Origin of the sequence: Actinomycetospora sp. CA-053990 (assembly GCF_050948445.1) — a bacterium.
GTDB lineage: Bacteria > Actinomycetota > Actinomycetes > Mycobacteriales > Pseudonocardiaceae > Actinomycetospora > Actinomycetospora callitridis.
In genome coordinates this window covers 769503-794561 of the sequence record NZ_CP192043.1, presented here as the reverse complement: position 1 = coordinate 794561, position 25059 = coordinate 769503, and the positions used below count along the sequence as shown (strand labels likewise).

At 75.0% G+C, this 25059-nt stretch carries 26 protein-coding genes; 8 read left to right on the top strand and 18 right to left on the bottom strand.

Annotated elements, in window-relative coordinates; genetic code table 11:
- Window positions 1-107: 107 nt before the first annotated feature.
- Complete coding sequence (locus ACQPYN_RS04100) at window positions 108-950, top strand: IclR family transcriptional regulator (protein WP_433033812.1); 843 nt, start codon at window positions 108-110, stop codon at window positions 948-950.
- A gap of 254 nt (window positions 951-1204) precedes the next feature.
- Window positions 1205-2449: an amidohydrolase gene (locus tag ACQPYN_RS04095; RefSeq protein ID WP_433033809.1), complete on the top strand. Its 1245-nt coding sequence runs from the start codon at window positions 1205-1207 to the stop codon at window positions 2447-2449.
- Window positions 2450-2478: 29 nt separating this feature from the next.
- Here the strand turns inward: ACQPYN_RS04095 and ACQPYN_RS04090 are convergent, their stop codons facing one another.
- A complete protein-coding gene (locus tag ACQPYN_RS04090) occupies window positions 2479-2763 on the bottom strand; it encodes a DUF6343 family protein (RefSeq protein ID WP_433033806.1) in 285 nt (94 codons plus the stop codon).
- A 104-nt stretch (window positions 2764-2867) separates the two neighbouring features.
- Between ACQPYN_RS04090 and ACQPYN_RS04085 the strand changes: the two genes are divergently transcribed.
- A complete protein-coding gene (locus tag ACQPYN_RS04085; RefSeq protein ID WP_433033803.1) occupies window positions 2868-3749 on the top strand; it encodes a Rieske 2Fe-2S domain-containing protein in 882 nt (293 codons plus the stop codon).
- A 200-nt stretch (window positions 3750-3949) separates the two neighbouring features.
- The gene (locus tag ACQPYN_RS04080) at window positions 3950-4918 is read left to right on the top strand and encodes an acyl-CoA desaturase (protein ID WP_433033800.1); all 969 of its coding nucleotides are present in this window, start codon (window positions 3950-3952) and stop codon (window positions 4916-4918) included.
- Here the strand turns inward: ACQPYN_RS04080 and ACQPYN_RS04075 are convergent.
- Genes ACQPYN_RS04075 through ACQPYN_RS04060 form a run of 4 tightly spaced genes read right to left on the bottom strand, consistent with a single transcriptional unit; the run spans window position 4915 to window position 7230 of the window.
- The gene (locus ACQPYN_RS04075) at window positions 4915-5787 is read right to left on the bottom strand and encodes a DUF1206 domain-containing protein (protein ID WP_433033797.1); all 873 of its coding nucleotides are present in this window, start codon (window positions 5785-5787) and stop codon (window positions 4915-4917) included. The two genes, ACQPYN_RS04080 and ACQPYN_RS04075, sit on opposite strands and share 4 nt — an antisense overlap.
- A 32-nt stretch (window positions 5788-5819) precedes the next feature.
- Window positions 5820-6140, bottom strand: coding sequence for a YrhK family protein (locus tag ACQPYN_RS04070; protein ID WP_433033795.1), 321 nt, complete (start codon window positions 6138-6140; stop codon window positions 5820-5822).
- Window positions 6141-6172: 32 nt separating this feature from the next.
- Window positions 6173-6346 carry a hypothetical protein gene (locus ACQPYN_RS04065; RefSeq protein ID WP_433033792.1) on the bottom strand — a complete coding sequence of 58 codons (174 nt, stop codon included), beginning with the start codon at window positions 6344-6346 and terminating at the stop codon, window positions 6173-6175.
- A complete protein-coding gene (locus ACQPYN_RS04060) occupies window positions 6343-7230 on the bottom strand; it encodes a hypothetical protein (protein WP_433033789.1) in 888 nt (295 codons plus the stop codon). The genes ACQPYN_RS04065 and ACQPYN_RS04060 overlap by 4 nt, the downstream gene beginning before the upstream one ends.
- A gap of 143 nt (window positions 7231-7373) precedes the next feature.
- On the opposite strand from ACQPYN_RS04060, the gene ACQPYN_RS04055 reads away from it, so the two are divergent.
- Window positions 7374-7589 carry a hypothetical protein gene (locus tag ACQPYN_RS04055; RefSeq protein WP_433033786.1) on the top strand — a complete coding sequence of 72 codons (216 nt, stop codon included), beginning with the start codon at window positions 7374-7376 and terminating at the stop codon, window positions 7587-7589.
- 60 nt (window positions 7590-7649) lie between these two features.
- Here the strand turns inward: ACQPYN_RS04055 and ACQPYN_RS04050 are convergent, their stop codons facing one another.
- From ACQPYN_RS04050 to ACQPYN_RS04030, 5 genes are all read right to left on the bottom strand, one after another.
- On the bottom strand, window positions 7650-9203 hold the full coding sequence (locus ACQPYN_RS04050) for an FAD-dependent oxidoreductase (protein WP_433033783.1): 1554 nt from the start codon (window positions 9201-9203) through the stop codon (window positions 7650-7652).
- 29 nt (window positions 9204-9232) lie between these two features.
- Window positions 9233-10024 (bottom strand): SigB/SigF/SigG family RNA polymerase sigma factor, encoded by a 792-nt coding sequence (locus ACQPYN_RS04045; protein WP_433033781.1) that lies wholly within the window; start codon window positions 10022-10024, stop codon window positions 9233-9235.
- A 184-nt stretch (window positions 10025-10208) separates the two neighbouring features.
- Complete coding sequence (locus ACQPYN_RS04040) at window positions 10209-10547, bottom strand: alpha/beta fold hydrolase (protein WP_433033779.1); 339 nt, start codon at window positions 10545-10547, stop codon at window positions 10209-10211.
- Complete coding sequence (locus tag ACQPYN_RS04035) at window positions 10475-11227, bottom strand: alpha/beta fold hydrolase (RefSeq protein WP_433033776.1); 753 nt, start codon at window positions 11225-11227, stop codon at window positions 10475-10477. The genes ACQPYN_RS04040 and ACQPYN_RS04035 overlap by 73 nt, the downstream gene beginning before the upstream one ends.
- A 150-nt stretch (window positions 11228-11377) precedes the next feature.
- A complete protein-coding gene (locus ACQPYN_RS04030; protein WP_433033773.1) occupies window positions 11378-13000 on the bottom strand; it encodes a CocE/NonD family hydrolase in 1623 nt (540 codons plus the stop codon).
- A 198-nt stretch (window positions 13001-13198) separates the two neighbouring features.
- Here ACQPYN_RS04030 and ACQPYN_RS04025 point away from each other — a divergent pair, with 198 nt between their 5' ends.
- The gene (locus ACQPYN_RS04025; RefSeq protein WP_433033770.1) at window positions 13199-14887 is read left to right on the top strand and encodes a metallophosphoesterase; all 1689 of its coding nucleotides are present in this window, start codon (window positions 13199-13201) and stop codon (window positions 14885-14887) included.
- Between the two features lie 82 nt (window positions 14888-14969).
- Window positions 14970-15959 (top strand): patatin-like phospholipase family protein, encoded by a 990-nt coding sequence (locus ACQPYN_RS04020; RefSeq protein WP_433033767.1) that lies wholly within the window; start codon window positions 14970-14972, stop codon window positions 15957-15959.
- Here the strand turns inward: ACQPYN_RS04020 and ACQPYN_RS04015 are convergent.
- From ACQPYN_RS04015 to ACQPYN_RS03985, 7 genes are all read right to left on the bottom strand, one after another.
- The gene (locus ACQPYN_RS04015; RefSeq protein WP_433033764.1) at window positions 15932-16225 is read right to left on the bottom strand and encodes a glycerol dehydratase reactivase beta/small subunit family protein; all 294 of its coding nucleotides are present in this window, start codon (window positions 16223-16225) and stop codon (window positions 15932-15934) included. The genes ACQPYN_RS04020 and ACQPYN_RS04015 overlap by 28 nt on opposite strands.
- Before the next feature lie 154 nt (window positions 16226-16379).
- The gene (locus ACQPYN_RS04010; RefSeq protein WP_433033761.1) at window positions 16380-18269 is read right to left on the bottom strand and encodes a diol dehydratase reactivase subunit alpha; all 1890 of its coding nucleotides are present in this window, start codon (window positions 18267-18269) and stop codon (window positions 16380-16382) included.
- Between the two features lie 4 nt (window positions 18270-18273).
- Window positions 18274-18873, bottom strand: a complete 600-nt coding sequence (locus ACQPYN_RS04005; protein WP_433033758.1) for a propanediol/glycerol family dehydratase medium subunit — start codon at window positions 18871-18873, stop codon at window positions 18274-18276.
- Entirely contained in the window at window positions 18870-20591 is a 1722-nt protein-coding gene (locus ACQPYN_RS04000; protein WP_433033755.1) for a propanediol/glycerol family dehydratase large subunit, read from the bottom strand. Before ACQPYN_RS04000 ends, ACQPYN_RS04005 begins: the two co-directional genes overlap by 4 nt.
- Window positions 20591-21016 (bottom strand): diol dehydratase small subunit, encoded by a 426-nt coding sequence (locus ACQPYN_RS03995; protein ID WP_433033752.1) that lies wholly within the window; start codon window positions 21014-21016, stop codon window positions 20591-20593. Before ACQPYN_RS03995 ends, ACQPYN_RS04000 begins: the two co-directional genes overlap by 1 nt.
- A gap of 75 nt (window positions 21017-21091) precedes the next feature.
- A complete protein-coding gene (locus ACQPYN_RS03990) occupies window positions 21092-21496 on the bottom strand; it encodes a GlcG/HbpS family heme-binding protein (RefSeq protein WP_274195925.1) in 405 nt (134 codons plus the stop codon).
- A 192-nt stretch (window positions 21497-21688) separates the two neighbouring features.
- Window positions 21689-22378 (bottom strand): GntR family transcriptional regulator, encoded by a 690-nt coding sequence (locus ACQPYN_RS03985; RefSeq protein ID WP_433033749.1) that lies wholly within the window; start codon window positions 22376-22378, stop codon window positions 21689-21691.
- Between the two features lie 142 nt (window positions 22379-22520).
- On the opposite strand from ACQPYN_RS03985, the gene ACQPYN_RS03980 reads away from it, so the two are divergent.
- Window positions 22521-23978: a LuxR C-terminal-related transcriptional regulator gene (locus tag ACQPYN_RS03980; protein ID WP_433033746.1), complete on the top strand. Its 1458-nt coding sequence runs from the start codon at window positions 22521-22523 to the stop codon at window positions 23976-23978.
- 85 nt (window positions 23979-24063) lie between these two features.
- On the opposite strand, the gene ACQPYN_RS03975 is transcribed toward ACQPYN_RS03980, so the two are convergent.
- Entirely contained in the window at window positions 24064-25053 is a 990-nt protein-coding gene (locus ACQPYN_RS03975) for an aldo/keto reductase (RefSeq protein ID WP_328302439.1), read from the bottom strand.
- Window positions 25054-25059: the final 6 nt, after the last annotated feature.

The window sequence follows — 25059 nt, the reverse complement described above, 5'->3', positions numbered from 1 at the left end:
ACACCGTCCGCTGCGTCGCGGGCTCCTGCGTTGCGCTCACGCCGACAGGGTGCCTGCCGGCGGCGCCGTGCCAGAATCGAGCTTCCGGCCACCGGAAGGAGCGCAGGGTGAGCCCACAGCGCGACGGTCAGAGCGGACCGTCGGTCACCGGACGCGTGCTCGGGATCCTGTCCGCGTTCGGTCCCGGGGCCGAGGCGCTGTCCCTCTCGGGCATCGCCCGCGCGGCCGGTCTCCCGCTGTCGACGGCGCACCGGCTGGTCGGGGAGCTCGCCGCCTGGGGTGCCCTCGAGCGCGGCGAGGACGGCCGCTACCGGATCGGCCTGAAGCTCTGGGAGGTCGGGGCGCTGGCGCCGCGCAGCCTGGGCCTGCGGGAGCGCGCGATGCCCTACCTCGAGGACCTGTACGAGGCGACGCGGCAGAACGTGCAGCTCGCGGTGCGCGACGGCCACGAGGTGGTCTACGTCGAGCGCCTCGCCCACCCGGAGGCCGTCCGCGTGTTCACCCGCGTCGGCGGGCGCATGCCCCTGCACGCCACCGGGGTCGGCCAGGTGCTGCTGGCGTTCGCCCACGCCTCGGTGCAGGAGGAGGTCCTCGCCGGCCCCCTGAGCGCCCTGACCCCGCGCACGGTCACCGACCCACATGCGCTGCGCCGCACCCTCGCCGGCGTGCGGCGCGAGGGCGTGGCCGTGTGCGACGGGATGGTCGACCTGCTGTCGCTCTCGGTCGCGGCCCCGATCCGCGGGGAGGACGACCGGGTCGTCGCGGCGATGTCGGTGGTCGTGCCGAGCGCGGGCAGCGATCCGCGCACGATCGTCCCGGCCGTCCGGGCCACAGCCCGCGGGATCTCCCGGGCCCTGGGCTCGCCCGCCGCGCGTCGCCGTCCGGTCGGTGTCGTCACCGCACCTCCGGGTGCCGCCGACGGACCCGCGCACGCCGGCCGCGGGACCTGACCACGGCGCGTCCGGACGGATCGAGCGGCCCGGCGCTCCGGGCGGACGCACCCGAGCGCCTGAGTGCCCCAGCCCGGCCCAGCCGTGTGCCGACCCGGTGCGACGTCGTCTTCCACGGCCCCGGCGCGCGCCCTACCGTCGGCCACCGGGGGCAGCGTCGTCCACCACGTCGGACGCGTTCACCACGTCGCCATGGCGACGGACACGGCGACGAGCGCCTCGTCGGGGGAGACACGTCGAGGGAAGGACCAGCCGTGGCCGCACACGACGACATCAAGATCGATCCCGGGCTCGCCGACCTGTACAAGGACCTCCACCGGCACCCCGAGCTCGGCTTCCAGGAGCACCGCACCGCCGGGATCGTCGGCGAGCGGCTCGACGGCCTGGGCTTCGACGTCACCACCGGGGTCGGGCGGACCGGGGTGGTCGCGACCCTGCGCAACGGGCCCGGCCCCACCGCCCTGCTGCGGGCCGACATGGACGCGCTGCCGGTCCGGGAGGAGACCGGGCTGGACTACGCCAGCACGGTCACCGCGACCGACGAGCACGGCAAGACCGTGTCCGTCGACCACGCGTGCGGTCACGACCTGCACACGACGTGCCTGCTCGGTGCGGCCGAGGCCCTCGCCACCGCTCGGGACCGCTGGTCGGGCACCCTCCTGCTGGCCTTCCAACCCGCTGAGGAGCTCGGGGTGGGCGCCCAGGCCATGGTGGACGACGGGCTCTACGAGAGATTCCCGCGCCCCGACGTCGTCCTCGGTCAGCACGTCGCGCCACTGCCGGCGGGCAAGATCGCCGGGCACGCCGGGGCCTCGTACGCCGGCTCCGACTCGCTGCGCGTGCGGCTGGTCGGCAAGGGGGCGCATGGATCGATGCCGGAGGCCTCGGTCGACCCCGTGGTGATGGCCGCCGAGACGGTCCTGCGCCTGCAGACCATCGTCTCCCGGGAGATCCCCAGCACGGCAACGGGCGTGCTGACCGTCGGCTCGATCCACGCCGGGGATGCCGCGAACGTCATCCCCGGGGAGGCCGAGCTGCAGCTGAACATCCGGAGCTACGACACCGGGGTGCGGCAGCGCATCCTCGACGCGGTCGAGCGCATCGTGCGGGGCGTGGCGGTGACCTCGGGCGCGCCCCAGGAGCCGACGATCACCGAGATCGAGCGCTTCCCCGTCGTCGTCAACGACGCGGCCGCCCTCGGCCGGACGCTGGAGGCCTTCGCCGCGTGGCTGGGGCCCGACGCGATCCTCGACCCCGGGGCCGGTGCGGGCAGCGAGGACGTCGGCATCCTCGCGACCGCCGCAGGCGCCCCGCTGTCCTACTGGTTGCTCGGCGGCACCGACCCGGCGCTGTTCAGCACCGGTGACATGAGCGACCCCGCCCTGCTCTCCGTGCCCTCCAACCACTCGCCGTACTACGCCCCGGTCCTCGAACCGACGCTCACGCTCGGGGTCACGGCGCTGGCGACGGCGGTGCGCACCTGGTTGCCCGCGGCGTGACCGACCCGCGGTGCGCAGGGCCACGCCATCTAGCCGGGTTCGCCGCGCCTCTTGCGGTGCAGCACCCACGCGAGGTCGACGACGCAGACCGCCGCGACGACGCCGAACGCGGTCGCCGCCCAGGGGAGCCAGAGCACGAGGATGAAGATCACGACGCCTGCGAGGGAGGTCAGCAACCCGAACACGGCGAGCACCGCCCGCAGCGTCAGCGCGCTGTAGGTCGGCGCCGCGCCGCCGAAGCCGGCCGTCGGGTCGTGGTGGTCGGGCAGCCCGCGCTCGTAGTCCTCGCGGGTGCGCCGGGGCTTTCCGGTCACGGCGCTCCCTCCGTTCGTCGCCCGTGTTCGTGGGGCCGATGGGTTTGCCCGACCGCGGAGATCGGCGAAACCCGAGCACCACCACCGCCCGGGAGGACGCCCGCATGCGCCCGTTCGACGACATCGACCGTCTCGCGAACAACCCCGCCCTCGACAAGGTCGCCGCCCCGGCGCGCGACCTCGTCCACAAGATCCTGCGCCGCCAGGACGTCAAGGACGCGCTGCACGGGGTGTGGATGGGCCACCCGCTGCACCCGATGCTCGCGCAGCTCTCGCTCGGCAGCTTCGTCTCGGCGGGCGTCCTCGACGTCGCGCCCCGCGCCCGCAGGCCCGCGACCGTCCTCATCGCGCTCGGGCTGGTCTCCGCGGTCCCGACCGCGGCGGCCGGCTGGGCCGACTACGCCGACGGGCACGAGGAGCAGCAGCGCGTCGGGGTCGTGCACGCCGCCGCCAACATCGTGATGCTCACGGGCTACGCCGCCTCCCTGGCCGCGCGCGCCCGGGGACGCGGGTTCCGGGGCGCCCTGCTCGGCTGGGCCGCGCTGACCGTCGGCAGTGCCGGCGCCGCCCTGGGCGGGCACATGGCCTATCACCAGGCGATGGGCGCCAACCACGCCGAGGGCTACCCGCACATCGGGCCCGGCGACTGGACCGACGTCGGCAGGGTCGACGAGCTGCCCGAGGGCGAGCCCACGCGGCGGATCGTCGGTGACGTCGGCGTGCTCGTCGTGCGTCGCGGCGAGCGGATCCACGCCCTCGCCGACCGCTGCGCCCACGCCTCGGCCCCGCTGCACGAAGGCCGGATCACGAACGGCGACGGCCCCGAGTGCGTCGTCTGCCCCTGGCACGGCAGCGTCTTCCGGCTCGACACCGGCTCCGTGGTGCACGGCCCGGCCACCGCCCCGCAGCCGACGTTCCGCACCAGGGTGCGTGACGGCCGTCTCGAGCTCGCGGTCACCGGCTACAGCGGCGTCCCGGCGAGCTGACCGAACGGGCGCACCGGACCGGAGCGTCCGGGCGAGCGACGAGTGGCCACAGGACGAACCCCGCGCGGCGCTCGCGCGTTCCCCGCACTCCCGCAGCGCGGGGACCGCCGGGCCCGTGTCAGGGTAGAAATCCGGCATCCACCACCTGGTCGACGATCCCGTCGCCCACGACCCGCCGCGCCCCCCGGGAGCACCTCCGCATGACGTCCGGTCCGGCCTCGCCCCCCGCCGACCCGCCCGCCACACACACTCCCGCGTCCCCCCAGGGGGACCTGTCCGACCACCTGCGCCACATCGCGCCGCACGTGATGGTCTACCTGTTCGCCTTCGTGCCCTTCCTCGCCCTGATCGCCGCCGTGCCGCTGGCCTGGGGCTGGGGGCTGACGTGGGTGGACGTCGGGCTGACCGCCCTCTTCTACGTGCTGACCATGCTCGGCGTCACCGTCGGGTTCCACCGGTACTTCACCCACGGCGCGTTCCGCGCCAAGCGCGCCCTGCGGATCGCCCTCGGCGTGGCCGGGAGCATGGCGGTGCAGGGCCCGATCCGGCACTGGGTCGCCGACCACCGCCGTCACCACCTGTTCGCCGACAAGGAGGGCGACCCGCACTCGCCCTGGGCGTTCGGCACCTCGCCGGTCGCGCTCGTGCGCGGCTTCTGGCACGCGCACATGGGCTGGATCTTCGACCGCTCGCTGACCAACCAGCAGCGGTTCACCCCGGACCTCCTCGCCGATCCGGACATGCGCGCGGTCAACCGCTGGTTCACGCCGCTCACGGTGATCAGCCTGCTCGCGCCGCCGCTGCTCGGCGGGCTCATCACGTGGTCGTGGTGGGGCGCGCTCACCGCGTTCTTCTGGGCGAGCCTCGTGCGCATCGGCCTCACCCACCACGTGGCGTGGTCCACCAACTCGATCTGCCACCTCGTCGGCGAGCGCCCCTGGCGGGCGCGGGACCGCTCGACGAACGTCTGGCTGCTCTCGATCCCGAGCATGGGCGAGTCGTGGCACAACCTGCACCACGCCGACCCCACCTCGGCGCGCCACGGCGTCGGCCGCGGTCAGATCGACATCTCGGCGCGCCTGATCTGGGTGTTCGAGAAGCTCGGCTGGGTCAGCCACGTCAAGTGGCCGACGCCCCGGCGTCTCGACCGCCTGGCTGCTCGGGCCTAGCAGGCGCGGCGATAGCGGGCGTCGAGAACGCAGTACAGGCCGAACGCCGCGATCCCCAGCGAGATCAGCACGAGCGGGGTCACGCCCTGCCACCGGCTGACCAGTTCGCGCAGGGCGGCGTCGAGCCCGCCGACCCGCGCGGGGTCGCCGCGCAGCGCCGCGACGGCGAAGAGCACGCCGACGGCGCCGAACGCGGCGGCCCGGGCGACGTTGCCCACCGCGCCGAGCACCACCGCGGCACGCCGCGCCCAGGCCGGCATGTTGTCGACGAGGTCGCCCATGAACGTCCGGGCGACGCCGGTGTAGACCATCGTCCCCGCGATCACCATGACGGTGATCGCGACCGCGCCCACCAGCAGGTTGCCCGCCGGCAGCGCCAGGAGCCACGTCACGAGCTTCTGGGGTCCCGCGCGGCCGTTCTGCTGGTCGCCCAGCACGCTGCGGGCGGCCGCGAGCGCGACGACGAGCACCGCGATCGCCTTCGACGCCGCGCCCACCCGCTTGCGGAAGCGCTCGCCCCCCGACACCCAGCGGAACCCGGCGACGGCCGCGGCGATCTGCCAGGCGGCGAACGCCACCAGCCCGGCGACGAACACGACCAGCAGCACCGTCCCGAGCGTGCCCACCGAGGCCACGGCGGCGACCGCGCCCTGCTGGTCGACCTCGGCGGAACGGGCACCGAACGCGAGCCGCAGACCCAGACCGGCGACGAGCAGGTGGACCGCGCCGTACGCGACCAGGCCCACGCGCCCGAGGAGCTCGACGAGGCGGCTCGGGGCGTCGCCGCCGCCGTGCAGGGTGCGGTCGACGGCCTCCTCCGCCGCGTCCTCGACGGCCTCTCCGGTCGTGTGCTCGGTGGTCACGTCCACCGAGTCACCCGGCTCGCGCGGCGGCGAAACGTTCAGAAGTCGGGGCTGCTCCCGGTCGGGACGCCCTCGTTGCCGGGGATGCGCTGGAGATGCACGCGACGGGCCAGGCGGATCCCCGGGCGGAGCAGCAGCTCGATGCTGCCCACGACGAAGAACCAGGTGCCCGCGTAGGTGGTGGCCTCCGAGAAGAACAGGATGCTGCCGATGAGGAACCACAGCGCGATGAGGATGTCGTTGACGATCGACGCCACCTCGTAGCGCCGGCGGATGATCAGCTCTTCGTGGCCGACCGAAAAGACCAGCGGAGGCCTCTCGGTCTCGCCGTCCGCCGGCGGCGGGAGTGGTGCGTGCATGGGTACAGCGTGCCGCGTCGGGGCCTCCGTGGTCAGCCTTGTACCCCGAGCGTGCGAGCGTGGCGCGCGGCGGACTCCGCGTCCTCCCGGGCGCGGTCGGCCTCCCGGCGGCGGGCGTCGCGCTCGCGGGCGGCGGCGTCGGCGGCGTCCCAGGCGCTCCGGCGGGTCTCTTCGGCGGCCTCGAGCCGGGCGCGCAGGTCGCTCACCGCGGCGTCGGCGTCCTCGGCCTCGCCCGTCGCCGTATCGGCGTCCTCGGCGGCGCGACGGGCCAGCTCGGCGGCCTCGTCGGCACGCTCGCGGGCCTCGCGCGCGGCCTGCTCCGCGCGCTCGCGCTCCTCGCGCTCCCGGCGTTCGCGCTCGTCCCGCTCGCGCTGCTCCTGCTCGGCGCGCTCCTGGTCCTCGCCGTCCCGGTCGACCTGCTCCTCGGGCTCGGGCGTCGTGGCGTTCCCGGTGCGGGGCGCGCGGGGGGCCGGCGATCGGGGCGGCGCTCCGAGGGCCGGGACGGCCGCGCCGTGCGGGCGGAGCGGGCGCCCGAGGCGGGGCCGCCGAGCGCGGCGCTGATGCCGCCGTCGCCGAGCCCCGGCCCGGCCTCCATCCCGCCGGCGAGCTGCCCGCCCGCCAGGGCCCGCGCGGCGGCGGGGTCGGCGAGCGCCGCGCCGATCGTCTTCTCGAGCTCGCGCACGGCCGGGTCCCCGAGACGCACGGCCTCCTCGCGGGCGATGCGCCGGCCGCGCTCGACCAGCGCGTTGATCAGCCCGTGGCGCTGGCGGGAGAGCTGGCGCAGCGCGTCGCCCTCGAGCTTCTCCTGGGCGTCGCGCAGCGATCCGCCCAGCTCCTCGAGACCCTCGACCTCGTCGGGGTACTCGCGGGCCAGCCGGTTGGCCACCCAGGCCGCCACCGAGGGCTTGCGCAGCCCGCCGATCTCGGTGGCGAGCTCGCGGTCGCCCGCGGCGCGGACCTGCTTGACCAGCGCGTCGCGCACCCCGATGAACTCCTCGCGCCCCACCCCGTAGAGCAGGTCGGCGGCGTCCTCGAGCGAGGTGGGCAGCTCCTCGTCCGTCTCGTCGGTGGTCTCCGCACCCGGGGGCATGGGGCACACGGTGCCGTACCCCGCCGACGGTCGGGAATGCCCCAGGCGAACGGGGACCTGGCCCCACTCCCCTCGCCTCCGTTTCTCCGTAGCGTCCGAGGCGATCCACGGCCACAGTGGACACCGAGCGGGGAGGTGCGGACGTGCGTCGCTGGCTGGCACGACACCGGTGGTCCGGGGGCGCGGCCGCCGAGGAGCCGCCGGCCGACGCCGTCGGTGAGCCCGCGGCGCCCGAGGAACCGGCCGACGTGCCCGCCGCCGACGTCCGCCCGCCGGTGCGGCGCCGCCAGGCCCCCGAGACGCACCTGCCCCGCGAGCAGCGCCTGCGCCGCCCGCCGCGCCCCGACCGAGGTTCATGATCGACGCGGGTTTCCTGGCACCCAGTGTCAGCGTGGACGCAGGGCTTGCACGCCGTGCGGTCAGGTCGACCGCGGCGCCACGACCCGGGCGAGACCGGGCGCGTCGGCCATGGGGGCGGTGACGGGGCCTTCGAGGATGCTGCCGTCGGGGGCGAAGCGGGAGCCGTGCAGCGGGCAGTCCCAGCTCTGCGCGGCGTCGTTCCACGCCACGATGCCGCCGAGGTGGGGGCACACGGCGCCGAGCTCGTGCTCCACCCCTGCGACGCGGCAGCGGGCGACCTTGCCGCGGGGGGTCGTCTCGATCCGGCCCTCCCCCTCGGCGAGCGGGGTGCCCGACGGCAGGTGCGGGCGGGCCCAGCCGGTGGCCAGGTAGCGCCCCACCTGCCCGTTCGCCTTCGCCAGCGCGGGCAGGGCGGACGCGACCGGCGCGCGGTCGGCCCGCAGCGCCCCGGACCACGGGTTGGCGCGCCCGACGACGTGGTCGCGCAACGCCAGGCCGGCCGCGGTGCCGCCGGTCATGCCCCACTTCGCGAACCCGGTCGCGACCAGGACCCGCGACTGCCACGGCATCGGACCCACGAACGGCAGGCCGTCCTCGGGCAGGTAGTCCTGGGCCGACCAGCGGTGGGTGATCTCCCGGACCGGGAACCGCCGCGCGGCCCAGTCGGCGAGCTCCTGCTCGTGCGACGACGTCGGCGTGCTGGCGCCGACCCGGTGGCCGAAGCCGCCGGTGAGCAGCCGCTCCTCCCCCTCGATCACCGCGGTGCGCAGCGACACCCCCGGCTGGTCCGCCGAGAGGTACATCGCCGGGGGCAGCGGGCCGTCGACGCGCACGGCCTGGGCGTAGGACCGGCTGGGTTCGACGCGGGCGAAGTAGAGGCCGCGGTCGAGGATCGGGACGCCGGTGGCGAGGACGACGCGCTCGGCGCGGACGTCACCGTGCTCGGTGCGCAGCCGCGGCGCGCCGAGGAGCGAGACGCTGCGCACCCGCGTGTGCTCGTACACGAGGTGGCCGCTCTCGTGCAGCTCCTGGGCGAGGTCGGCCAGGTAGGGCATCGGGTCGAACTGCGCCTGGTCCGCGAGCGTCACGGCCTCGGAGACCTCGAACGGCAGGCCGACCTCGGTCCCGAGCTGCGCGGGGAACCCGGCGCGGCGCAGCACCGCGGCCTCGCGCCGGACCGTTTCCGCGGCGGCGGACGAGCGCCCGTCGGTCGCGAAGGTCACGGCGGCGCGGCGCTCGAGGTCGCAGTCCGCGCGCCGGGCGCGGTCGAGCAGCCAGTCGAGGCCCGCCCGGTGCGCCGCGAGGTAGGCGTCGACGGTCTCCTGGGAGTGCCGGTGGTCGAGCGTCGCGGCGCGCGTGCCTTGCAGCACCGAGATCTTGGCGGTGGTGTTGCCGGATGCGACCGCGCCGATCCGGCGGGCCTCCAGCACCGCGACCTGCAGCCCCTCCCGCGCGAGCAGGACCGCCGTGGTCAGACCCGTGATCCCGGCGCCCACGACCGCGACGTCGACCCGGCGGTCGCCGCGCAGGGCCGGGTAGGTGTCGGGCTCCTCGGCGTGCTCCGGGTCGTGCCACGCGGAGAGCTCGCGGGCGGGCAGGGGCGTGGTGACCATGGGACGGAGGTGTCCGGCCGCCCGGGGTGTCAAACGGCGACCAGCTGCTCCGCGGTGGTCTCGCGCTCGATCTGGTCGCGCAGCGCGGCGAGGGTGCGGGACAGCAGCCGGGAGACGTGCATCTGGGAGATGCACAGCACCGCGGCGATCTCGGCCTGGGTCTTCTCGTGCACGAACCGCAGGGCGAGCATCGTGCGCTCGCGCTCGGGCAGGTCGCGGACCAGGGACCCGACCAGCGAGCGGATCTCGACCCGGTCGAGCTCGCCGTCGACGACCCCGAGGATGTCGACGAGGGCCGAGTCGTCACCGGAGCCGAGGGACTCGTCCAGCGACGCCGGCTGGTAGGAGCCGTGCGCCGAGATCGCCTCGGCGACCTCGTCCCGGGTCATGTTGAGGTGCTCGGCGAGCTCGGCGGCCGTCGGGGCCCGTCCGAGTCGCTGCGACATCGATGCGGTCGCCGAACCCACGGCGACGTACCGGTCCTTGACGCTGCGCGGCGTGCGCACCGACCAGGCCGAGTCGCGGAAGTGCCGCCGGACCTCGCCCATGATCGTCGGGACGGCGTAGGACAGGAAGTCGCGCTCGCGGCCCGGGTCGAAGCGCTCGATGGCGTGCAGGAGGCCCAGCGAGGCGACCTGCTCGAGGTCGTCGGTGGGCTCGCCACGCCGGGCGAAGCGCCGGGCGATGTTGCGCGCCACCGGCAGGAACCCGTGGACCAACCTCTCGCGCACCCGTTCCCGGCGCGGGTCGTCCTCGGGCAGGTCCGCGTACTCGGCGAGCAGCGGAACGTACTCGTCGTAGTCGGTCGTCCGTCCAGCCATGCGGTCACCCCTAATGGGTGCCCCGGCGCGCTGATCGGCAGATCAGTCAGACGGGGCGCTCGTTGCACGTGAGCTGACCCGGCTGTCTGTCTGAACCGGAGAATGCCTTCGTGAGGTGTCAGTGCCCCGTAGGCCGCGAGGTCACACATCGAGGGCGATCGTCGCCGCTCCGTGACTCCGGCCCTCAGGCGTAGCGCAGCCGGTCCACCAGATCGAGCAGTGCGGCGTCGACCACGTCGTGGTGCGTCCAGTTCACGGCGTGACCCGCGCCGTCGACCAGCACGAGGCGGGCCCGCGGACCGAGGGCCTCGGCGATGCGCCGGCCGTGGGTCGCCGGGGTGAGACGGTCGTCGGCGGCGGTCACCACCGTCGTCGGCACCGAGGCCAGGACGGGCAGCGAGCCGGTCTCGTCGTGGGCCAGCAGGGACGACGAGAACGCCGAGCTCACCGTCAGCGGCAGGCTCTCGGTGGCCGCCTGCAGCCGGCGCACGTCGTCGTCGGAGGCGTCGGCGGTGAACGCCATGCGACGCACCAGCCAGCGGCCGAGGGCGGAGTCGCGCCACGGCAGCTGGTCGGCGACCGGGGCGGCGAGCCGGGCCCCTGGAGCACGGCGGGCAGCACCCCGGCGCGGCGTGCGACCGCGTGCAGGGCGCCGAGCGGCCCGTCGGAGATGAGGTCGCCGGCGGAGGTCGCGACGAGGAAGACGCCGGCGACACGGGTGCCGAACCACTCCGGGTGCTGGCGGGCGAGCGCGAGCACGCTCATGCCGCCCATCGAGTGCCCGCCGAGCACCACCCGCCCGCACGGGGCGACGGCGTCGACGACGGTGGCGAGGTCGCGGCCCAGCTGGTCGATGGTCGCGTTCGCGGGATCGCCCCACCCGGAGCGGCCGTGTCCGCGCTGGTCCCAGGTGACGACCCGCGCGCGGTGGGTCAGGGCCTCGATCTGGGGTGACCACTCGTCGGAGTCGACCGTGAAGCCGTGGCTGAGCACCACGACCGGGCCGTGGTGGCCGTGGATCTCGACGTGGAGGGGGACGCCGTCCGTGGTGCGCACGCCGTGGACGGGGCGCGGCGGACGGCTGGTGGGGAGCTCGGTCGTGGGGGAGGTGGACGATTCCGTCCGGGCCGGGGCGATCTCCGTGACCCCTCCCCCGGGGTCGACGGCCACCGCGCCGGCCCGCTCGGAGGGCAGGACGGCCATGTCCCCAGGATCGACAGCGGACCCGGGCCGTGCACGCCCCGAGCCGGTGGCGTCGACCAGCAGCACCCCGGGACCGACGGACGGTGTGACGCGGTCGGCAGCACCGATCGCGTCTCACCCCCTCGGAGCAGGGGCGGTGCCGCCGGTCGACTAGTGCCGGGGCTCGACCGCCAGCGTCACGGCGGTGGGGTGGGCCGCGTCGTGCAGCACCTCGCGGGGCTGGCGCACGAGCGTCGTGGCCTCGCCGAGCGGGTCGCCCGTCCCGGGGTGGCGGGAGAACCGGGGGTGGGCGCCGCCCGAGATCTGCACGCGCAGGCGGTGCCCGGCGGCGAAGCGGTGGCCGGTGTCCCACAGCTCCACGGCCACCTCGCGGCTGCCGTCGGCGGCGGTCGCCGGGTCGCCGGGGGCGAGGCGGACGAGGCCGTCGGTGACGTTCACCGAGCGGCCGCGGGGGTCGACGTCGCACACCCGGACGAACACGTCGAGGTGCTCGACCTCGGCGCGCAGGAACACCGTCGCCGACACCGGCCCGAGGGCGACGACGTCCTCGGCGAGCGGGTCGGAGGTGAAGACGGCGACGTCGGTGCGGGCCTCGAGCGCGGTCTGGTCGCGGGGACCCGACTCCCCCATGAGGATCGGGCCGCCGACGGCGGGCGTGGGGTCGGCCGGGTCGTAGTCGACCCGCGTGCCCGGCCAGTGCACGGCGCCCGCGGTGCGGTCGGGCGGCGGCTGCACCGACAGCGAGTGGTCGGCGCGCAGGAACCAGGTCCGGTGGACGGCGTCGGGCGGCGGCCAGTCGGGGAGACGCCGGACGCCCCCGTCGCCGGAGAGGGTCACCGACACCGGGGCGTCCTCGGTGGTGGCCGCGACGACCCCGCCGCTGCCGTGGGTGCCGTCGAAGACCCGCTCGAACGCGGCCAGGGACTCGCGCAGGCCGGCGGCGATGCCGGGCACGGAGGTGTGCACCCAGGGGCCGAGGACGAGGCGCGGGCGGGCGCCCGCGGCGCGCAGCGCGGCGTGGTCGGCGAGCTGCCAGGGCAGGAAGATGTCCTGGAAGCCGCCGGTCATCGTCACGTCGACGTCGGCGCGGGCCACCTCGGCGACGCCGGCGGTGTAGTCGCGGCGGGCCCAGTACGCCGAGCCGGCGTCGGACTCGCGCAGCCAGTCCTGGAAGAAGTCGACCTGGTCGCCGGTGGCGCGCCGGTCGGCCTCGCGCAGCGGCAGCACGTCGAGGGCGTCGACGAGGGTCTTCCGCCCGCGCAGCAGACGGGTGGACCGCGCGAACGGACCGGCCGCCATCGACCGCATCATCGCGCTCCAGGACAGAGCGTTGTCCAGGGAGAACGACCCGCCGGCGTAGGTGTGGTCCCGAAACGACGACGCGGTGACCAGGGTGCCCATCGCGCGCAGCGACCGCCCGGCGGCGGGCGCGAGGGCCCACTGGGTGAGGCCGAGGTAGCTCGGCCCGAGGGTGGCCAGCCGCCCGTCGCACCACGGCTGGTCGAGCACCCAGCGCACCGTCTCGCCGCCGTCGGAGGACTCGTCGAACGGTGACAGCACGCCGTCGGAGTCCGCGGTGCCGCGCACCGACTGCACCACCACCTGCAGGCCGCGCTCGGCGACGAGGCGCCCGAAGACGACGCCGATCCACCCGGCCCGGCCGTAGGGGCTGCGCACCAGCACCACGGGTCCGCGGGAGACGCCGGCCGGGCGGTGGTGGTCGTGGCGCAGGACGGCGCCGTCGGCCATCGGGACCGCGACGTCGCGGTCCACCGTGACCCGGAGGTGCGGGCGCGGGCAGGCGCATGGCCCGGCGCAGGACGGCGGTCGCGAGGCTCACCCGGGCAGTCTCGCGGATCACCGCGAGGCCCCGCCCGGCGGCGCCGTCCCGCCCGGGGCGTCACCGGTTGTTCGCTCCGCGTCCACGACCCCGTGTGGCCCCGCGCATCGGCGGGGACGACCCTGCCTCCCGTGACCCGGACTCCCCGCGGCCAGGCACCGGACGTCGGTGTCCCCGCCGAGCTGGCCGACCGCATGACCGTGGCCGAGCAGCACGACTGGCTGACCTCCTTCCTGCGCCGCCACCCGGTGAGCCGTCGCAGCGCGCGGCGCGGCGGCGCCGGCGTGCTCGCGGCGACGGGCCTGGCCGCGGCGCCCTGGACGCTCGCCGCGTGCGCCACGGCGGCGCAGGCGCCGGTCGCCGTGGTCGGCCGGCACCTGGCCTACGGCGCCGACCCGCAGCGCCAGATGGCGCTCGCCGGCGAGCTGACCGCCCCGCCCCCCGGCCCCGTGGTGGTCGACCTGGGTCGCGACGGCGGCTTCGGCACCACGCTGCCGGTGGACGTGCGCCGGCTGGTGTCCCGGGTGCCGCAGGACGACGGCGCGATCCGCGGCAGCGAGCAGTTCTTCGTCCACGCCCTCGCCGACGGCCTCGCGCCCGGCGAGCGCTACCGCTACCGGTTCCGCCTCCCCGACGGCACGACGACCCCCGAGGCCGACTTCGTCACCGCGCCCGGGCCGGGCGCGACGGCGCCGTGGAGCTTCACCGCGTTCGCCGACCAGGGCGTCGACACCGTCCCGCCGAGCGGGGAGGAGGGGTACACGAACGACTACGAGCCGGACGACACCCGGCGCACGATGACGCCGTCGACCTCGATGGTCGACCGGATCGCGCGGCAGCGCCCGGCGTTCCACCTGCTCGCGGGCGACATCTGCTACGCCGACCCCTCGGGCGAGGGGCTCCCCGAACGCCGCGCCGGCAGCGGCTTCGACAGCTTCGACCCGACGGTGTGGACGACGTACTTCGGGCTCATCGAGCGCAGTGCCGCGTCCACGCCGTGGATGTTCGCCACCGGCAACCACGACATGGAGGCGCTCTACGACGACAACCGGGCCGGCGGGGCGAGCCACGGCTACGGCGGGCACGCGGCACGCCTCGACCTGCCCCGCACCGGCCCGTCGGCGTGCCCGTCGGTCTACACGTTCCGCCACGGCACCGTCGGCGTCATCAGCCTGGACGCCAACGACCTCTCGACCGAGATCCCCACCAACGCGGGGTACTCGGGCGGCGCGCAGACGGCGTGGCTGCGGCAGACGCTCACCGCTCTGCGGGCCGACGCGGGGGTCGACTGGATCGTCGTCTTCTTCCACCACTGCGCCTTCGCGACGTCGAAGTCGCACGCCTCGGACGCCGGGGTGCGCGCGGCTGTGGCGCCGCTGTTCGACGAGTTCTCGGTCGACCTCGCCCTGCAGGGCCACAACCACCAGTACGAGCGCACGAACCCGATCCGGCGCGGGCGCTCGGTCGTGCAGGCCCCCGACGGCGCCACCGTGCGCCCGGAGACCGACGGCACGACCTACGTGTGCGTCGGCTCCGGCGGGCGGCCCCGCTACAGCTGGCTCCCGGGCGTGACCGACCGCTACCGCGGCAACCCCGGCCCCGACAGCGGCGTCACCGTGGCCAGCTACCTGGCGCTCGGCGAGGACGCGCAGCAGCCCGACGAGGTGGACTGGTCGCAGGCGCGCTACCTGGACTACGCCTACGTCACCGTCGACGTCGTCCCGGCGCCGGCCGGCGGCGGGGAGACGACCCTGACCGTCCGCGCGACCACCGACACCGGCACCGAGATCGACCGCGTGACGCTGTCCCGCCGTACGTGAGCGAAGTTCCCGGCTATAGCCGGGAACTTCGCTCACGTAGCCCGTTCGGTGGAGCCGCGGGTGAGGCGGGCATGATGCCGACGTGCGTCCCCATCCGGTCCTCGACGTCCTGGCCGCCCGGCGCGTGGAGGGTTCCTGCCCGAGCAACAGGACCGACGGCCACCACGTCGCGCTCGCCGTCGAGGGCGGCGGCAGCCGCGCGACCTACTCGAGCGGGATGGTGCTCGCGCTCGAGGAGCTCGGGCTCGCGAGCTGCTTCGACGCCGTCTACGGCGCCTCCGCGGGCGCGCTGGCCGGCAGCTGGCTCGTCGGCGCGCAGGCCGCGGTCTGCTGCGCCGGCTGGTACCGCCCGGGGCTCATGGAGCGGGTCACCAACCCCGGGCGCGGCCTGCGCGGCAAGCCCGTCGTCGACGTCGAGTACCTCGTGCACACCGTCGGCGAGAAGGTGATCCCGGTCGACTGGCAGGCCGTGCTCGACGCCGAGGTCCCGCTGCACCCGGTGGCCACCGACGTCGAGACCGGCGAGGCCGTCGATCTGGCCGACACGATCGTCGACAAGGCGTCCCTGCAGCTCGCCCTGCGCGCGAGCGCCGCGGTGCCGCTGCTCGCGGGGCTGCCCGTCGAGATCCGGGGCCGCCGGTACGTCGACGCCGCCGTCGCCGAGCCGATCCCGTTCCGCACCGCGCTCGCCCAGGGCGCCACGCACGTGCTCGTCCTGCGCACCCGCCGCGCCGACCAGACCGCCGTCGACGCGACCCGCCTCGAGAAGGCGCTGGTCTCCCGCCTCGGCGCCGTCAACGTGCCCGGGCTCGTGCACGTGATGGGCAACCGGCTGGAGAACCGCCGCGCCGACGACTCCCGCCTCGCCCACGCGACGGCGTCGCCCACCGACGAGCCGCCGTATCTGTTCGAGGTCCGCCCGCCGTCGGGCGCGGACACGATCAACCCGCTCGAGACCGACCCCGACGTCCTGCGCAAGGGCATCGAGACCGGGCAGGACGCCCTGCGCCTCGCCCTCGAGCTCGACGACGACGGCCGGGACAGTCAGGACGCGGAGCTCTCCTCCGCCTGAGCAGCGGTCCGCAGCGGCAGCCCCGCGACGATCCGCGCCGCGTCGGCCCCCGCCTGCCGCACCCGGGCCGCCGGGGCGTCGCCGTCCAGATGCAGCACGGGCTCCGCGACCAGGGCGTGGCGGACGACCACCGCGCCGTCGGGCCCGATGCCCACGCCCACCTCGAGCCGCGACTCGCCCGCCGCGTGCCGGGCGAGGGCATCGCCCCCGTCCCGACCGGCGCCAGGATCGCCGTGGGGATGCCCTGCTCCTCGGCGCCCGCGCACACCTCGCGCACCACGGCGGGCGGGGCGTCGTCGTGCACGGTGACCAGCACCGCGGGCGGGAGCGCGGGGTCGTCGGCGCGGTCGATGCGGCCGTGGCAGCCGGGGCCGCCCAGGACGGACACCCCGGACAGCGCCGACCCCGCCCGCCCCCACGTCACGACGCCGCCTGACGCTGCAGCTTCTCGGGCGCCGGGCCGGCGACCATGCCGGCGTGCGCGTCCACCAGGCCCGCGGCCACGGCGTTGCGCGGGCCCTCGGTGCCGTGGACGTTGCCGATGCCGCACACGACGCCGTAGGGCGCGAGCGCGTCGGCGACCATGCCCGGGATCTCGAAGTCCAGCGCCGACCCGCCCAGCAGCACCACCGAACCGAGCAGGCGCAGCGAGCCCTGCGGGGCGACCTGCGCGAGCGCCCGCAGCGCGTTGACCACGAACACCCGGCGCTTGGCCTCGCGGCGCACCCGCCGGACCTCCTCGAGCGGGCCGCGCACGGGCACGGCCGCGAGGCCCTCGGGGGTCACCGTGACGACCTTCGCGAAGACGTGCGGCGGCAGCGGCTCGGAGAAGAACTGCACCGTGCCGTCCTCGTGGCGGACGTGGAAGAAGCTCTCGACCTTCGCCAGCGGGTGGCGCTTCACCGACTCCGCGGCGTCCCGGTCCTCGAGGCCCAGCTCCGAGTCGATGAGCTTGGTGACCAGCTCGCCGGCCCCGGCAACGTGCACCGCCGACACGGTCCCGTCCCGGTCGAGCAGCGCGGCGTCGGTGGAGCCGCCGCCCATGTCGATGATCGCGATCGGCACCGAGGTGCCCGGCGTGGTCAGCGCGCCGCGGACGGCGACCTCGCCCTCGACGCCTCCGATGATCGTCTCGCAGCCCAGCTCGTCGGACAGCGCGTCGGCCACCGCCTGCATGCGGCTGCGGCTGGTGCGCACCATCGCGGCGAGCGCGACGGCGTTCTCCCGCGAGACCTCCCCCGCGAGCCCGCCGCGCACCACGGCCGGCACGAGGGTGTCGACGGCGAGGACGTCGCGGATCCGGATCTCCGAGGCCGGCTGCCCGGTCACGTCGGTCATCGTGTCGCGGACCTTCGCGAGCATGCCGCCGACGTGCGTGCCGGCCTCGCCGTGCACGTCGTCCAACGGCGCGACCCGCCCGATCGCCTCCATGATCGCGTCGGCGCCCTCGTCGACGCCGACGTCGAGCGAGCGCCCGGCGCCGGAGAGGGTCAGGGTGCCGACGGGGATCCGCCGGTCGGTGACGTCCCCGGCCGGGGTGCGGACGACGACCGCGGAGCGGTTGCCCGAGAGCGCCCGCGCCACCGGGGACACCTGGCGGGTCTGCTCGGCGTCCAGGTCGAACGTCGAGGCGAGCCCGTAGGAGTCCGACAGGGTGCGGATGGTGCGTCCGGGCGCGGCCACCTCGACCGCGGCGAGCATCCCCAGCGGCACCCGGTCGACCGCGGACACCTCGTCGACCACCGGGATGCGCCGCGTCAGGCGGTTGACGACGAGCACCGCGTCGTCGCCGTGCATCACGGCCGCGACGACGTCGACGCCACGCTCGCCGGCCGTGTTGAGCAGGTGCGCGACGTCGTCGAAGTCCGCGCCGGCTCCCACCACGACGACGACCGGGACCTCCTCCTCGACTCCTGCGAGGTCGTCGAGGGACACCGTCATGCCGACCCCGAGACCGTCCCCGCCCGGCGTGTCGGGGTTGTGCCCGATCATCGTCGACTCGGTGATGATCGTCTCGGTGATCGTCTCCATCGCGAGGCCGCTGATCACCGGCGTGGCCTCGTTGAGCAGGACGGTGGCGAGCTCGTCGGCCCGCCGTCCGGCGGCCTCGAGGGCCCGCCGGACGGCCGTGACGGCACCGGTGGTGTTGTCCGGGGTGCCCTTGACCCCCGTCGTGCGGGTCAACGAGGACGCCAGCCTCCCGACCTCCCCGTCACGGACGTCGGCGATGCACGCCTCGGTCGTGGAGTTGCCGATGTCGACGCCGATCACCAGGGCGAGCGCAGCGACGGGAGGATCGACGAGGGACACGCGTTCAGTCCACCTTCGTGATGACCGGTTCGACCTCCACCGCCTCGCGGGAGTGGTCGATGCACTCGAACTCCTTGAGGTGCAGCAGCGCCGCCTTGGCCTGCCAGCGCGGGCGGGCCATCTGGTCGTTGCGCGTCGGCACCGGCTTGGGCGACTGACCCTGCGCGTACTGCGCGGCGTTCGCCCCGATCATGCGGAAGACCTCGGCGTCGAGCAACGGGGCCTGGGGGAAGAGCTCCAGGTTCGACAGCCGCGCCAGGTCGCGCTGGTGGAGCACCGTGGTGCCCCGCGACAGCACGCCCACCGCGATCCCCGAGCCCGACAGCTTGGCCCCGTGGTGCGCGATCGCCGCGAGGTCCGCGGTCTTGTAGACCTTGATCACCCGCGCCACTCCGCCGCGCTCCTCGATGCCCGCCAGCAGCTGGCGGATCACCTCGGCGTGCGGCACGTCGACGATCGTCTTGGTGAACGGGTCCCCGAAGGCCGGGGACAGCGCGATGACGACCTCCTCGGGCCGGGTGCCCTTCTCGGCCGGCCCGACCTCGTTGAGCGCGAGCGTGCGGACGGAGTCGACGGGTGCGGCCGAACCAGATGCGACGGTCATACGACCTCCTCCTCGGGGTTCTCGGCGGAGGTGACGTGGCGGAGCTTCTTGAGCTCTTCCCACCGCTCGCCGGTCAGGCGGTATCCGGTGCCGGGGCCGGCGTAGTCGTTGGCGTCGTTGATCGCCGCCAGCGGGGTGAAGTCGCCGGTCAGGACGGCGGCGGTCTGCAGGAGGTCGCCCGAGACGCGCTGGCGCAGGACCTGCAGGTAGTTCTCGGCGACGTCGCCGAACCCGGCGCGCTCGAGGAACCGCACGAGGTCGATGCCGGTGATGCCGCGCTCCATGACGCTGCGGGCGCCCTCGAGGTCGGCGAGCACGTCGCGGTCGGGGTAGTCGTCGCTCGAGTTGGCGTAGGTCGCCGCCTCGATCTCCTCGTCGGTGATCGGCGGGAGGTCGAGCTCGGCGAACAGCGCCTGCATGGCCCGCGCGGCCTTGTTGCGCACCTGCAGGATCACGTCCTCGCGGACGTGGCGCAGGCCGCCGTCGACCTGCATGTCGCGCTGGATGACGTTCCAGTCGTCGTAGTCGTCGGTGTCGAGGTTGGACCCGGCGAACATGTTGTCCTTGTTCGGCACCGCGGAGTACCCGGAGCACACGAAGTCGGTGCCCGGCAGCATCTGCGGCAGCAGCCGGCTGGTGCGGCGCATCGCCGAGTGGGAGAACGACTGGTCGTTGCCGGAGGCGCACTCCAGGTCCATCCAGCTGGCGACGAGGTTCTCCGCCGCCACCGCGCGGATGCCGCCCGGCACCGCGCCGGGCACGCCGATGCACGAGATCGAGCCGTTCTGCAGGCCCTGCACCCCGGCGCCCTTGGCCATGAGGATGCAGCGGATCTCCAGGTACAGCATGGAGCGGCCCTCGGCGTTGCCCATCTGCACCTCCGACCCGGTGCCCGACGTGAAGCGCATCTTGATGCCGCGGCTGGCGTACGCCGAGGCGAGGAACGCCTTCGACCACGGGGTGTCGTCGCCGTCGACGAACACCGACTCGGTGCCGTAGATCGAGATCGTCTCGGCGTAGGCGGTGATGCCGCGCATGCCGAGGTCGAGCTCGGTGGCCTCCTCGAGCGCACACTGGGTGAGCACGCCGCCGCGCCCCACCTGGCCGCCGACCTGCAGGCCGATCGCCACCAGCGGGGCGTAGCGCACGACGCCGAGGGTGGTCTCCAGCTCGGCGAACCCGCGGACGGCACCCTCGGCGGCGTCGGCCGCCACCTGGATCGGGTTGTCCTTGGCGCTCGTCGAGTGCGCCTGGTTGGCCGGGGTGCGCCGCGAGCGGGTCTTCTGGATGCCCATCATGATCTCGACGACGTTCATCAGCTTGACGACGTCGAGGATCTTCGCGGGGGTCAGGCCCCGGCCGACGGCGACGACGTCGGCGCGCGAGGTCCGCGGGTCGACGATCATCCGCGCGATCTCCACCGACTCGGTCGCCATGGCGGCCTCGCAGGTGTCGACGTCGATCGCGTGGTCGGCGATGAACGTGTCCATGAAGTCGAACTGGTCGCGGGTGCGGCCGTCGAGCTCGACGATCCGGCCGTCCTCGACGCGCACGGACGGCTGCGGGTCGAAGTCCGACTCCATCGCGACGAGGCCCTTCTCGGGCCACTCCTCGACGAAGCCGTCCAGGTTGACGGGCCGGTTCTCCAGGACCTCGGTGCGCTTGGACGTCGTCAGGGACGCGCCCGTCCCTTCGGCGCGGGGGGCTACGGCGGTCATCAGTCCTCCTCGGCGAGCAGGTTGCGGGCCGCGTAGACCTGGGCCGCCTCGCGGACGAGGGCGGCACACGTGGTGGCGGAGTAGGTGTTCTCGAGCTTCGAGGCGATCTCCTCGAGCTGGCCCGCCGTGGAGGCGTTGGGCCGCAGGGAGTTGTACATCTCCAGGACCTCGGCGTCCGGGATCGTGGTCATCTCCGAGGCGCGCTGGAAGTTCTCGGCGAGCTGCCGGCGGCCGGCGGCCGCGGCGAGCTGACCCTGCAGGGCCAGGGTCTCCGGGCTGATGCGCAGGTCCTCGGACGTGATGTCCCCGGAGACGACGGCGGCCATCGTCAGGTCGTCGAGGGTCTTGCCGGTGGGCGTGTGCAGCAGCTCGGGGCGGTGGACCGAGAGCGGGTAGTCCGCGGCGGTCAGTTCGGTACTGGACATGCGTCTTCTCCTTGGCCGAGGTGGTCGCGGTGGGCACCACGACGTCGGCGGCCGTGGTCGGAGTGGCGGGTGTGATCAGGCCTTGACGGCCGCGACCGCGGCCTCGGCGACCTGGACGTCCTGCTCGGCGGAGCCGGCGCTGACGCCGACGGCGCCCACCAGCTCGCCGTCGCGCTGCACGGGGATCCCGCCGCCGAAGACGACCATCCCGCCCGCGGTCTGCTCGAGGCCGTAGAGCTCCGCGCCCGGCTGCACCAGGGGCATGAGCGCGGCCGTCGGCGCCTCCATGAGCAGCGCGGTCGACGCCTTGCGCTGGGAGATGTCGATGCTGGCCCGGATGGCGCCGTCCTGACGGGCAAACGCCAGCAGGTGGCCGCCGGCGTCGAGGATCGCGACGTTCATCGGCTGGCCGATCCTGTCCGCCTCCGCCAGGCCGGCGTCGAGCATCCGACGGGCCTCGGCCAGGGTCAGTCCCGGCATCCGGGTCACCTCCGCGCTGTGAGTGGGCGCCCTGCACCGGACCGGCCCGGGGACGGGCCGGTCGGGGAGGGCGGCCGGGCACGGCCCGGCGAGGCGACGCTAGGAGCGCAGAGGCGTCCCGGACCACGGGGACATTCCCACCGGGATCCCTGGGGGATTTCCCCCACGCCGCCCGGACGAGCGGGCGGGCCGCTACCGGCCCAGTGCGCTCGCGCCGCCGGCGCCGGCCGTACGACCGACCACCGCGCCGCGCGTGGCGTCGAGGTGCTCGCGCAGCCGCAGCACGGCCTCGTCGGCGACGCCCCGGCCGAGCGCGTCGACGATCGCCTCGTGCTGGGCGAGGATCTCGTGCGGCCGGTGCGGACCGCGGTCGAGCGAGCCGAGGTTCATGCGCAGCTGCCGGTCGCGCAGCGAGGCGTAGAGCTCGAGAAGGATCATGTTGCGGGCGCTCTCGACCAGCGTGATGTGGAAGCGCCGGTCGGCCTCGGCGAAGGCCGGCTCGTCCTCGGCGCCCAGCGCGGCGCGCTGGATGTCGAGCACCTCGTTCAGGGCGTGGGCCACCACCGAGCGGTCGACCTCCGGCGACCCGCAGAGCTTGGTCAGGGCGTGACCCTCGACCAGCTCCCGGGCCTCGAGCACCGCCTCGACCTCGCTGGGGGACACCGCCACCACCAGCGCGCCGCGCTTCGGGAACAGCCGCAGCAGGCCCTCGGCCTCCAGGCGCAGGAACGCCTCCCGCACCGGGGTACGGCTCATGGCGAGCGCATCGGCGACCTGACCCTCGGTGATGAGATCACCACCCGGGAGCGACCCGTCGAGGATGCGGGCCTTCGTGTCGCGGTACGCCCGCTCCTTCGCCGACATCCCGCCGGTCCCCGTCACCGCACCGCCCTTGCCCTCGGAGTCGCGGTGACCCTACTCTCACTTCATCGATGCATCTTGTATGCATGCGGTGACCGGTCGGAACTGACGATCAAGATCGGTGTGGTGAGGACCGTCGCCGAGGACTCAGGGAGGGCCAGCGGTGGTCGTACCGGCACTGTCCGACGTCGTCACCCCCTCCTCCTCGGCGCCCGCCGCGCCGGATCCGCTGCTGCGCCGTATCGCCGACCACCTGGGCACCCTCACCGGGGGTGACGGCTGGGTCGTGCGCGTCGACGAGGCCACCGGCACCTGGACCGTGCTCGCCGGGCCGGACGCCGAGGGCGTCGCCGTGCCCGGGAGCGTCGTCGAGGAGCTCGTCGCGAGCTGCGGGCCGGTGCTGGTCGACGCCCCCGGCGAGCCGGGCGTGCTCGCCGTCCCCGTCCGCCGCGGACCGCGGGTCGTCGGCGCCTGCGTCGTCACCGCCGGGTGCGGCGGCTTCTCCCCCGCCGACCTGCACCTCGCCGAGCTGTTCGCCGACTACGCCGCCCTCGCGCTCGCCGACGGCGGCGTCCTCGCGGGCCGGACCCTCGAGCAGGCCGTGCGCGAGGAGCTCGCGTGGGTCGAGGCCCGGGGGACGACCCGCGCCGACCTCATGACCGTCGGCGCCGGGACCGTCGCCGACGACGTGGCCGACGAGGTCTTCCGCATGGTGCAGGAGGCCCTGCTCAACGTCGCGGTGCACGCCGACGCCGCGTGCGTGCGGGTCGGCCTGCTGCACGGCCCCGGCACGCTCACCGTCCTCGTCGAGGACGACGGGCGCGGGTTCGACGCGGGCGCCCAGTCACGCCGGCGCGTGGCGGCCACCGGGGCGCAGCTCGGGCTGCGGGCCATGGCCGCGCGGGCGCGCCGCCTCGACGGCGAGCTCGAGATCGACAGCGCGCCGGGCCGCGGCGCCCGCCTGCGGCTCACCGTGCCCTGCACCGCGGGCCCGGTGCCCGCCCCCGGCCGCACGCGCACCGGCGTCGTGGTCGCCGCGCGACGGCCCGTCGTCCGGGCGGGCGTCGTCCGCCTGCTGCAGCTCGGCGCGCCCGGGCTGGGCATGGTCTCCGAGGTCTCGCCCACCGGCAGCGCCCACGACCTCGCCGGCGCCTGCCGCCTGCTCGGCCCCGACGTGCTGGTCGTCGAGCACGACCTGCTGGGCGACGACCTCGTCGCCCAGCTCGACGGCCTCGCCGCCCTGCCCGATCCCCCCGCCGTCGTCCTGCTCGCCGATCACTGCCCCGACGAGCGGCTGCGCGCCGCCGTCGCCGCCGGCGTGAAGGGCTGCGTCGACCCGGACGCGGGCGCCGAGCGACTCGTCGCGGTCGTCACCGCCGCCGGGCGCGGCGAGAGCCTGCTGGCCGACGACCAGCTCGGCCGTCTCGCCGCCCCGCCCCGCCCGGCCACCGGCATCACGCCGCGCGAGACCGAGGTGCGCCGCCTCGTCGCCCGCGGGCTCACCGACCGCCAGATCGCCCGCACCCTGGCCATCTCGGCCAAGACCGTCGAGAAGCACGTCGGGTCCCTGCTGCGCAAGACCGGCACGCACAACCGGACGATGCTGGCGCGATGGGGCTGAGCGTTCTCCTGGTTTCGCAGCGAACGAGTGGTTCGCTGCTTCTATGCGCGCGAACTCCCCGTTCGCACTCCCCGTTCGCCCGGGTCTACCCGACGCCGAGCTGGGCGCGGGCGATCCCGGTGAGCGCCGAGAACCCTCCGACCGGCCGGAACGACTCGGCAGCCACGGTGAGCGCGACGTACTCGTCGTCGGTCAGCGTGATCTCCGCGGCCGCGCAGTTGCTCTCGAGCTGGGCGACGCTGGACGCGCCGGGGATGGCGACGACCACCGGGTGGTGGATGGTCCAGGCCAGCGCGACCTGCGAGGGCGTCGCGTCGTGCGCGTCGGCGACGGCACGCAGCGTCTCGATCAGCGGCGTGACGCGGCGCAGGCTCTCGGGCAGGAAGACCGGGTTGAGCGAGCGCACGCGGTTCGCGGGCCGGTGGTCGGCGTCGAACTTGCCGGACAGCAGGCCCTGGGCGAGCGGGCTGTAGGCGAGGATCGCGCGTCCGGCGGTGCGGGCGTAGGGCAGCAGCTCCTTGTCCGGCCCGCGGGAGACGAGGCTGTACTGCACCTGGTTGGAGATCACCTGGCTGCCCAGCGCGGTCTCGGCGCCCTGCCAGCGGTCGAGCGAGTAGTTGCTGACGCCGACCTCGTCGACGACGCCCGCGGCCTGCAGGGTCCGCATGCCGGCCATGGTGGTGCCGTCGCCGACCACCGGGTTCGGCTGGTGGACCTGGTAGAGGTCGAGCTTGCGGCGCAGCCGGGCGGCACTGGAGGTGCCGCGCTGCACGACGACCTGGTCGACGGGAAGCACCGGGAAGATCTTGGACGCGACCACCGTGGTCTGCGGGTCGGCGTCGGCGCGGTCCAGGGCGTCGCCGAGGATGCGCTCGCTGCGCCCGAGGCCGTAGACCTCGGCGGTGTCGAACACCGTGACCCCGAGCTCGAGGGCACGCGCCACGATCTTCGCGGCCTCGCTGTCGGGGCCGGCGGCGTAGTCCTGCCCGTATCCCCACTCGCGGGAACCGAACTGCCAGGTGCCCAGCCCGATGGCCGACCACTTCTTCGCCGTGGGGAGATCGAGGTAGCGCATGTCCCC

Excerpts from the sequence above, each read along its gene's own strand:
- ACQPYN_RS04080 (WP_433033800.1), top strand. The coding sequence starts at position 3,950 with ATGACGTCCGGTCCGGCCTCGCCCCCCGCCGACCCGCCCGCCACACAC.
- ACQPYN_RS03975 (WP_328302439.1), bottom strand. The coding sequence starts at position 25,053 with ATGCGCTACCTCGATCTCCCCACGGCGAAGAAGTGGTCGGCCATCGGG.
- ACQPYN_RS04070 (WP_433033795.1), bottom strand. The coding sequence starts at position 6,140 with ATGCACGCACCACTCCCGCCGCCGGCGGACGGCGAGACCGAGAGGCCT.
- ACQPYN_RS03990 (WP_274195925.1), bottom strand. The coding sequence starts at position 21,496 with ATGCCGGGACTGACCCTGGCCGAGGCCCGTCGGATGCTCGACGCCGGC.
- ACQPYN_RS04085 (WP_433033803.1), top strand. The coding sequence starts at position 2,868 with ATGCGCCCGTTCGACGACATCGACCGTCTCGCGAACAACCCCGCCCTC.
- ACQPYN_RS04040 (WP_433033779.1), bottom strand. The coding sequence starts at position 10,547 with ATGGCGTTCACCGCCGACGCCTCCGACGACGACGTGCGCCGGCTGCAG.
- ACQPYN_RS04005 (WP_433033758.1), bottom strand. The coding sequence starts at position 18,873 with ATGACCGTCGCATCTGGTTCGGCCGCACCCGTCGACTCCGTCCGCACG.
- ACQPYN_RS04035 (WP_433033776.1), bottom strand. The coding sequence starts at position 11,227 with ATGGCCGTCCTGCCCTCCGAGCGGGCCGGCGCGGTGGCCGTCGACCCC.
- ACQPYN_RS04045 (WP_433033781.1), bottom strand. The coding sequence starts at position 10,024 with ATGGCTGGACGGACGACCGACTACGACGAGTACGTTCCGCTGCTCGCC.
- ACQPYN_RS04000 (WP_433033755.1), bottom strand. The coding sequence starts at position 20,591 with ATGACCGCCGTAGCCCCCCGCGCCGAAGGGACGGGCGCGTCCCTGACG.
- ACQPYN_RS03995 (WP_433033752.1), bottom strand. The coding sequence starts at position 21,016 with ATGTCCAGTACCGAACTGACCGCCGCGGACTACCCGCTCTCGGTCCAC.
- ACQPYN_RS04050 (WP_433033783.1), bottom strand. The coding sequence starts at position 9,203 with ATGGTCACCACGCCCCTGCCCGCCCGCGAGCTCTCCGCGTGGCACGAC.
- ACQPYN_RS04060 (WP_433033789.1), bottom strand. The coding sequence starts at position 7,230 with ATGCCCCCGGGTGCGGAGACCACCGACGAGACGGACGAGGAGCTGCCC.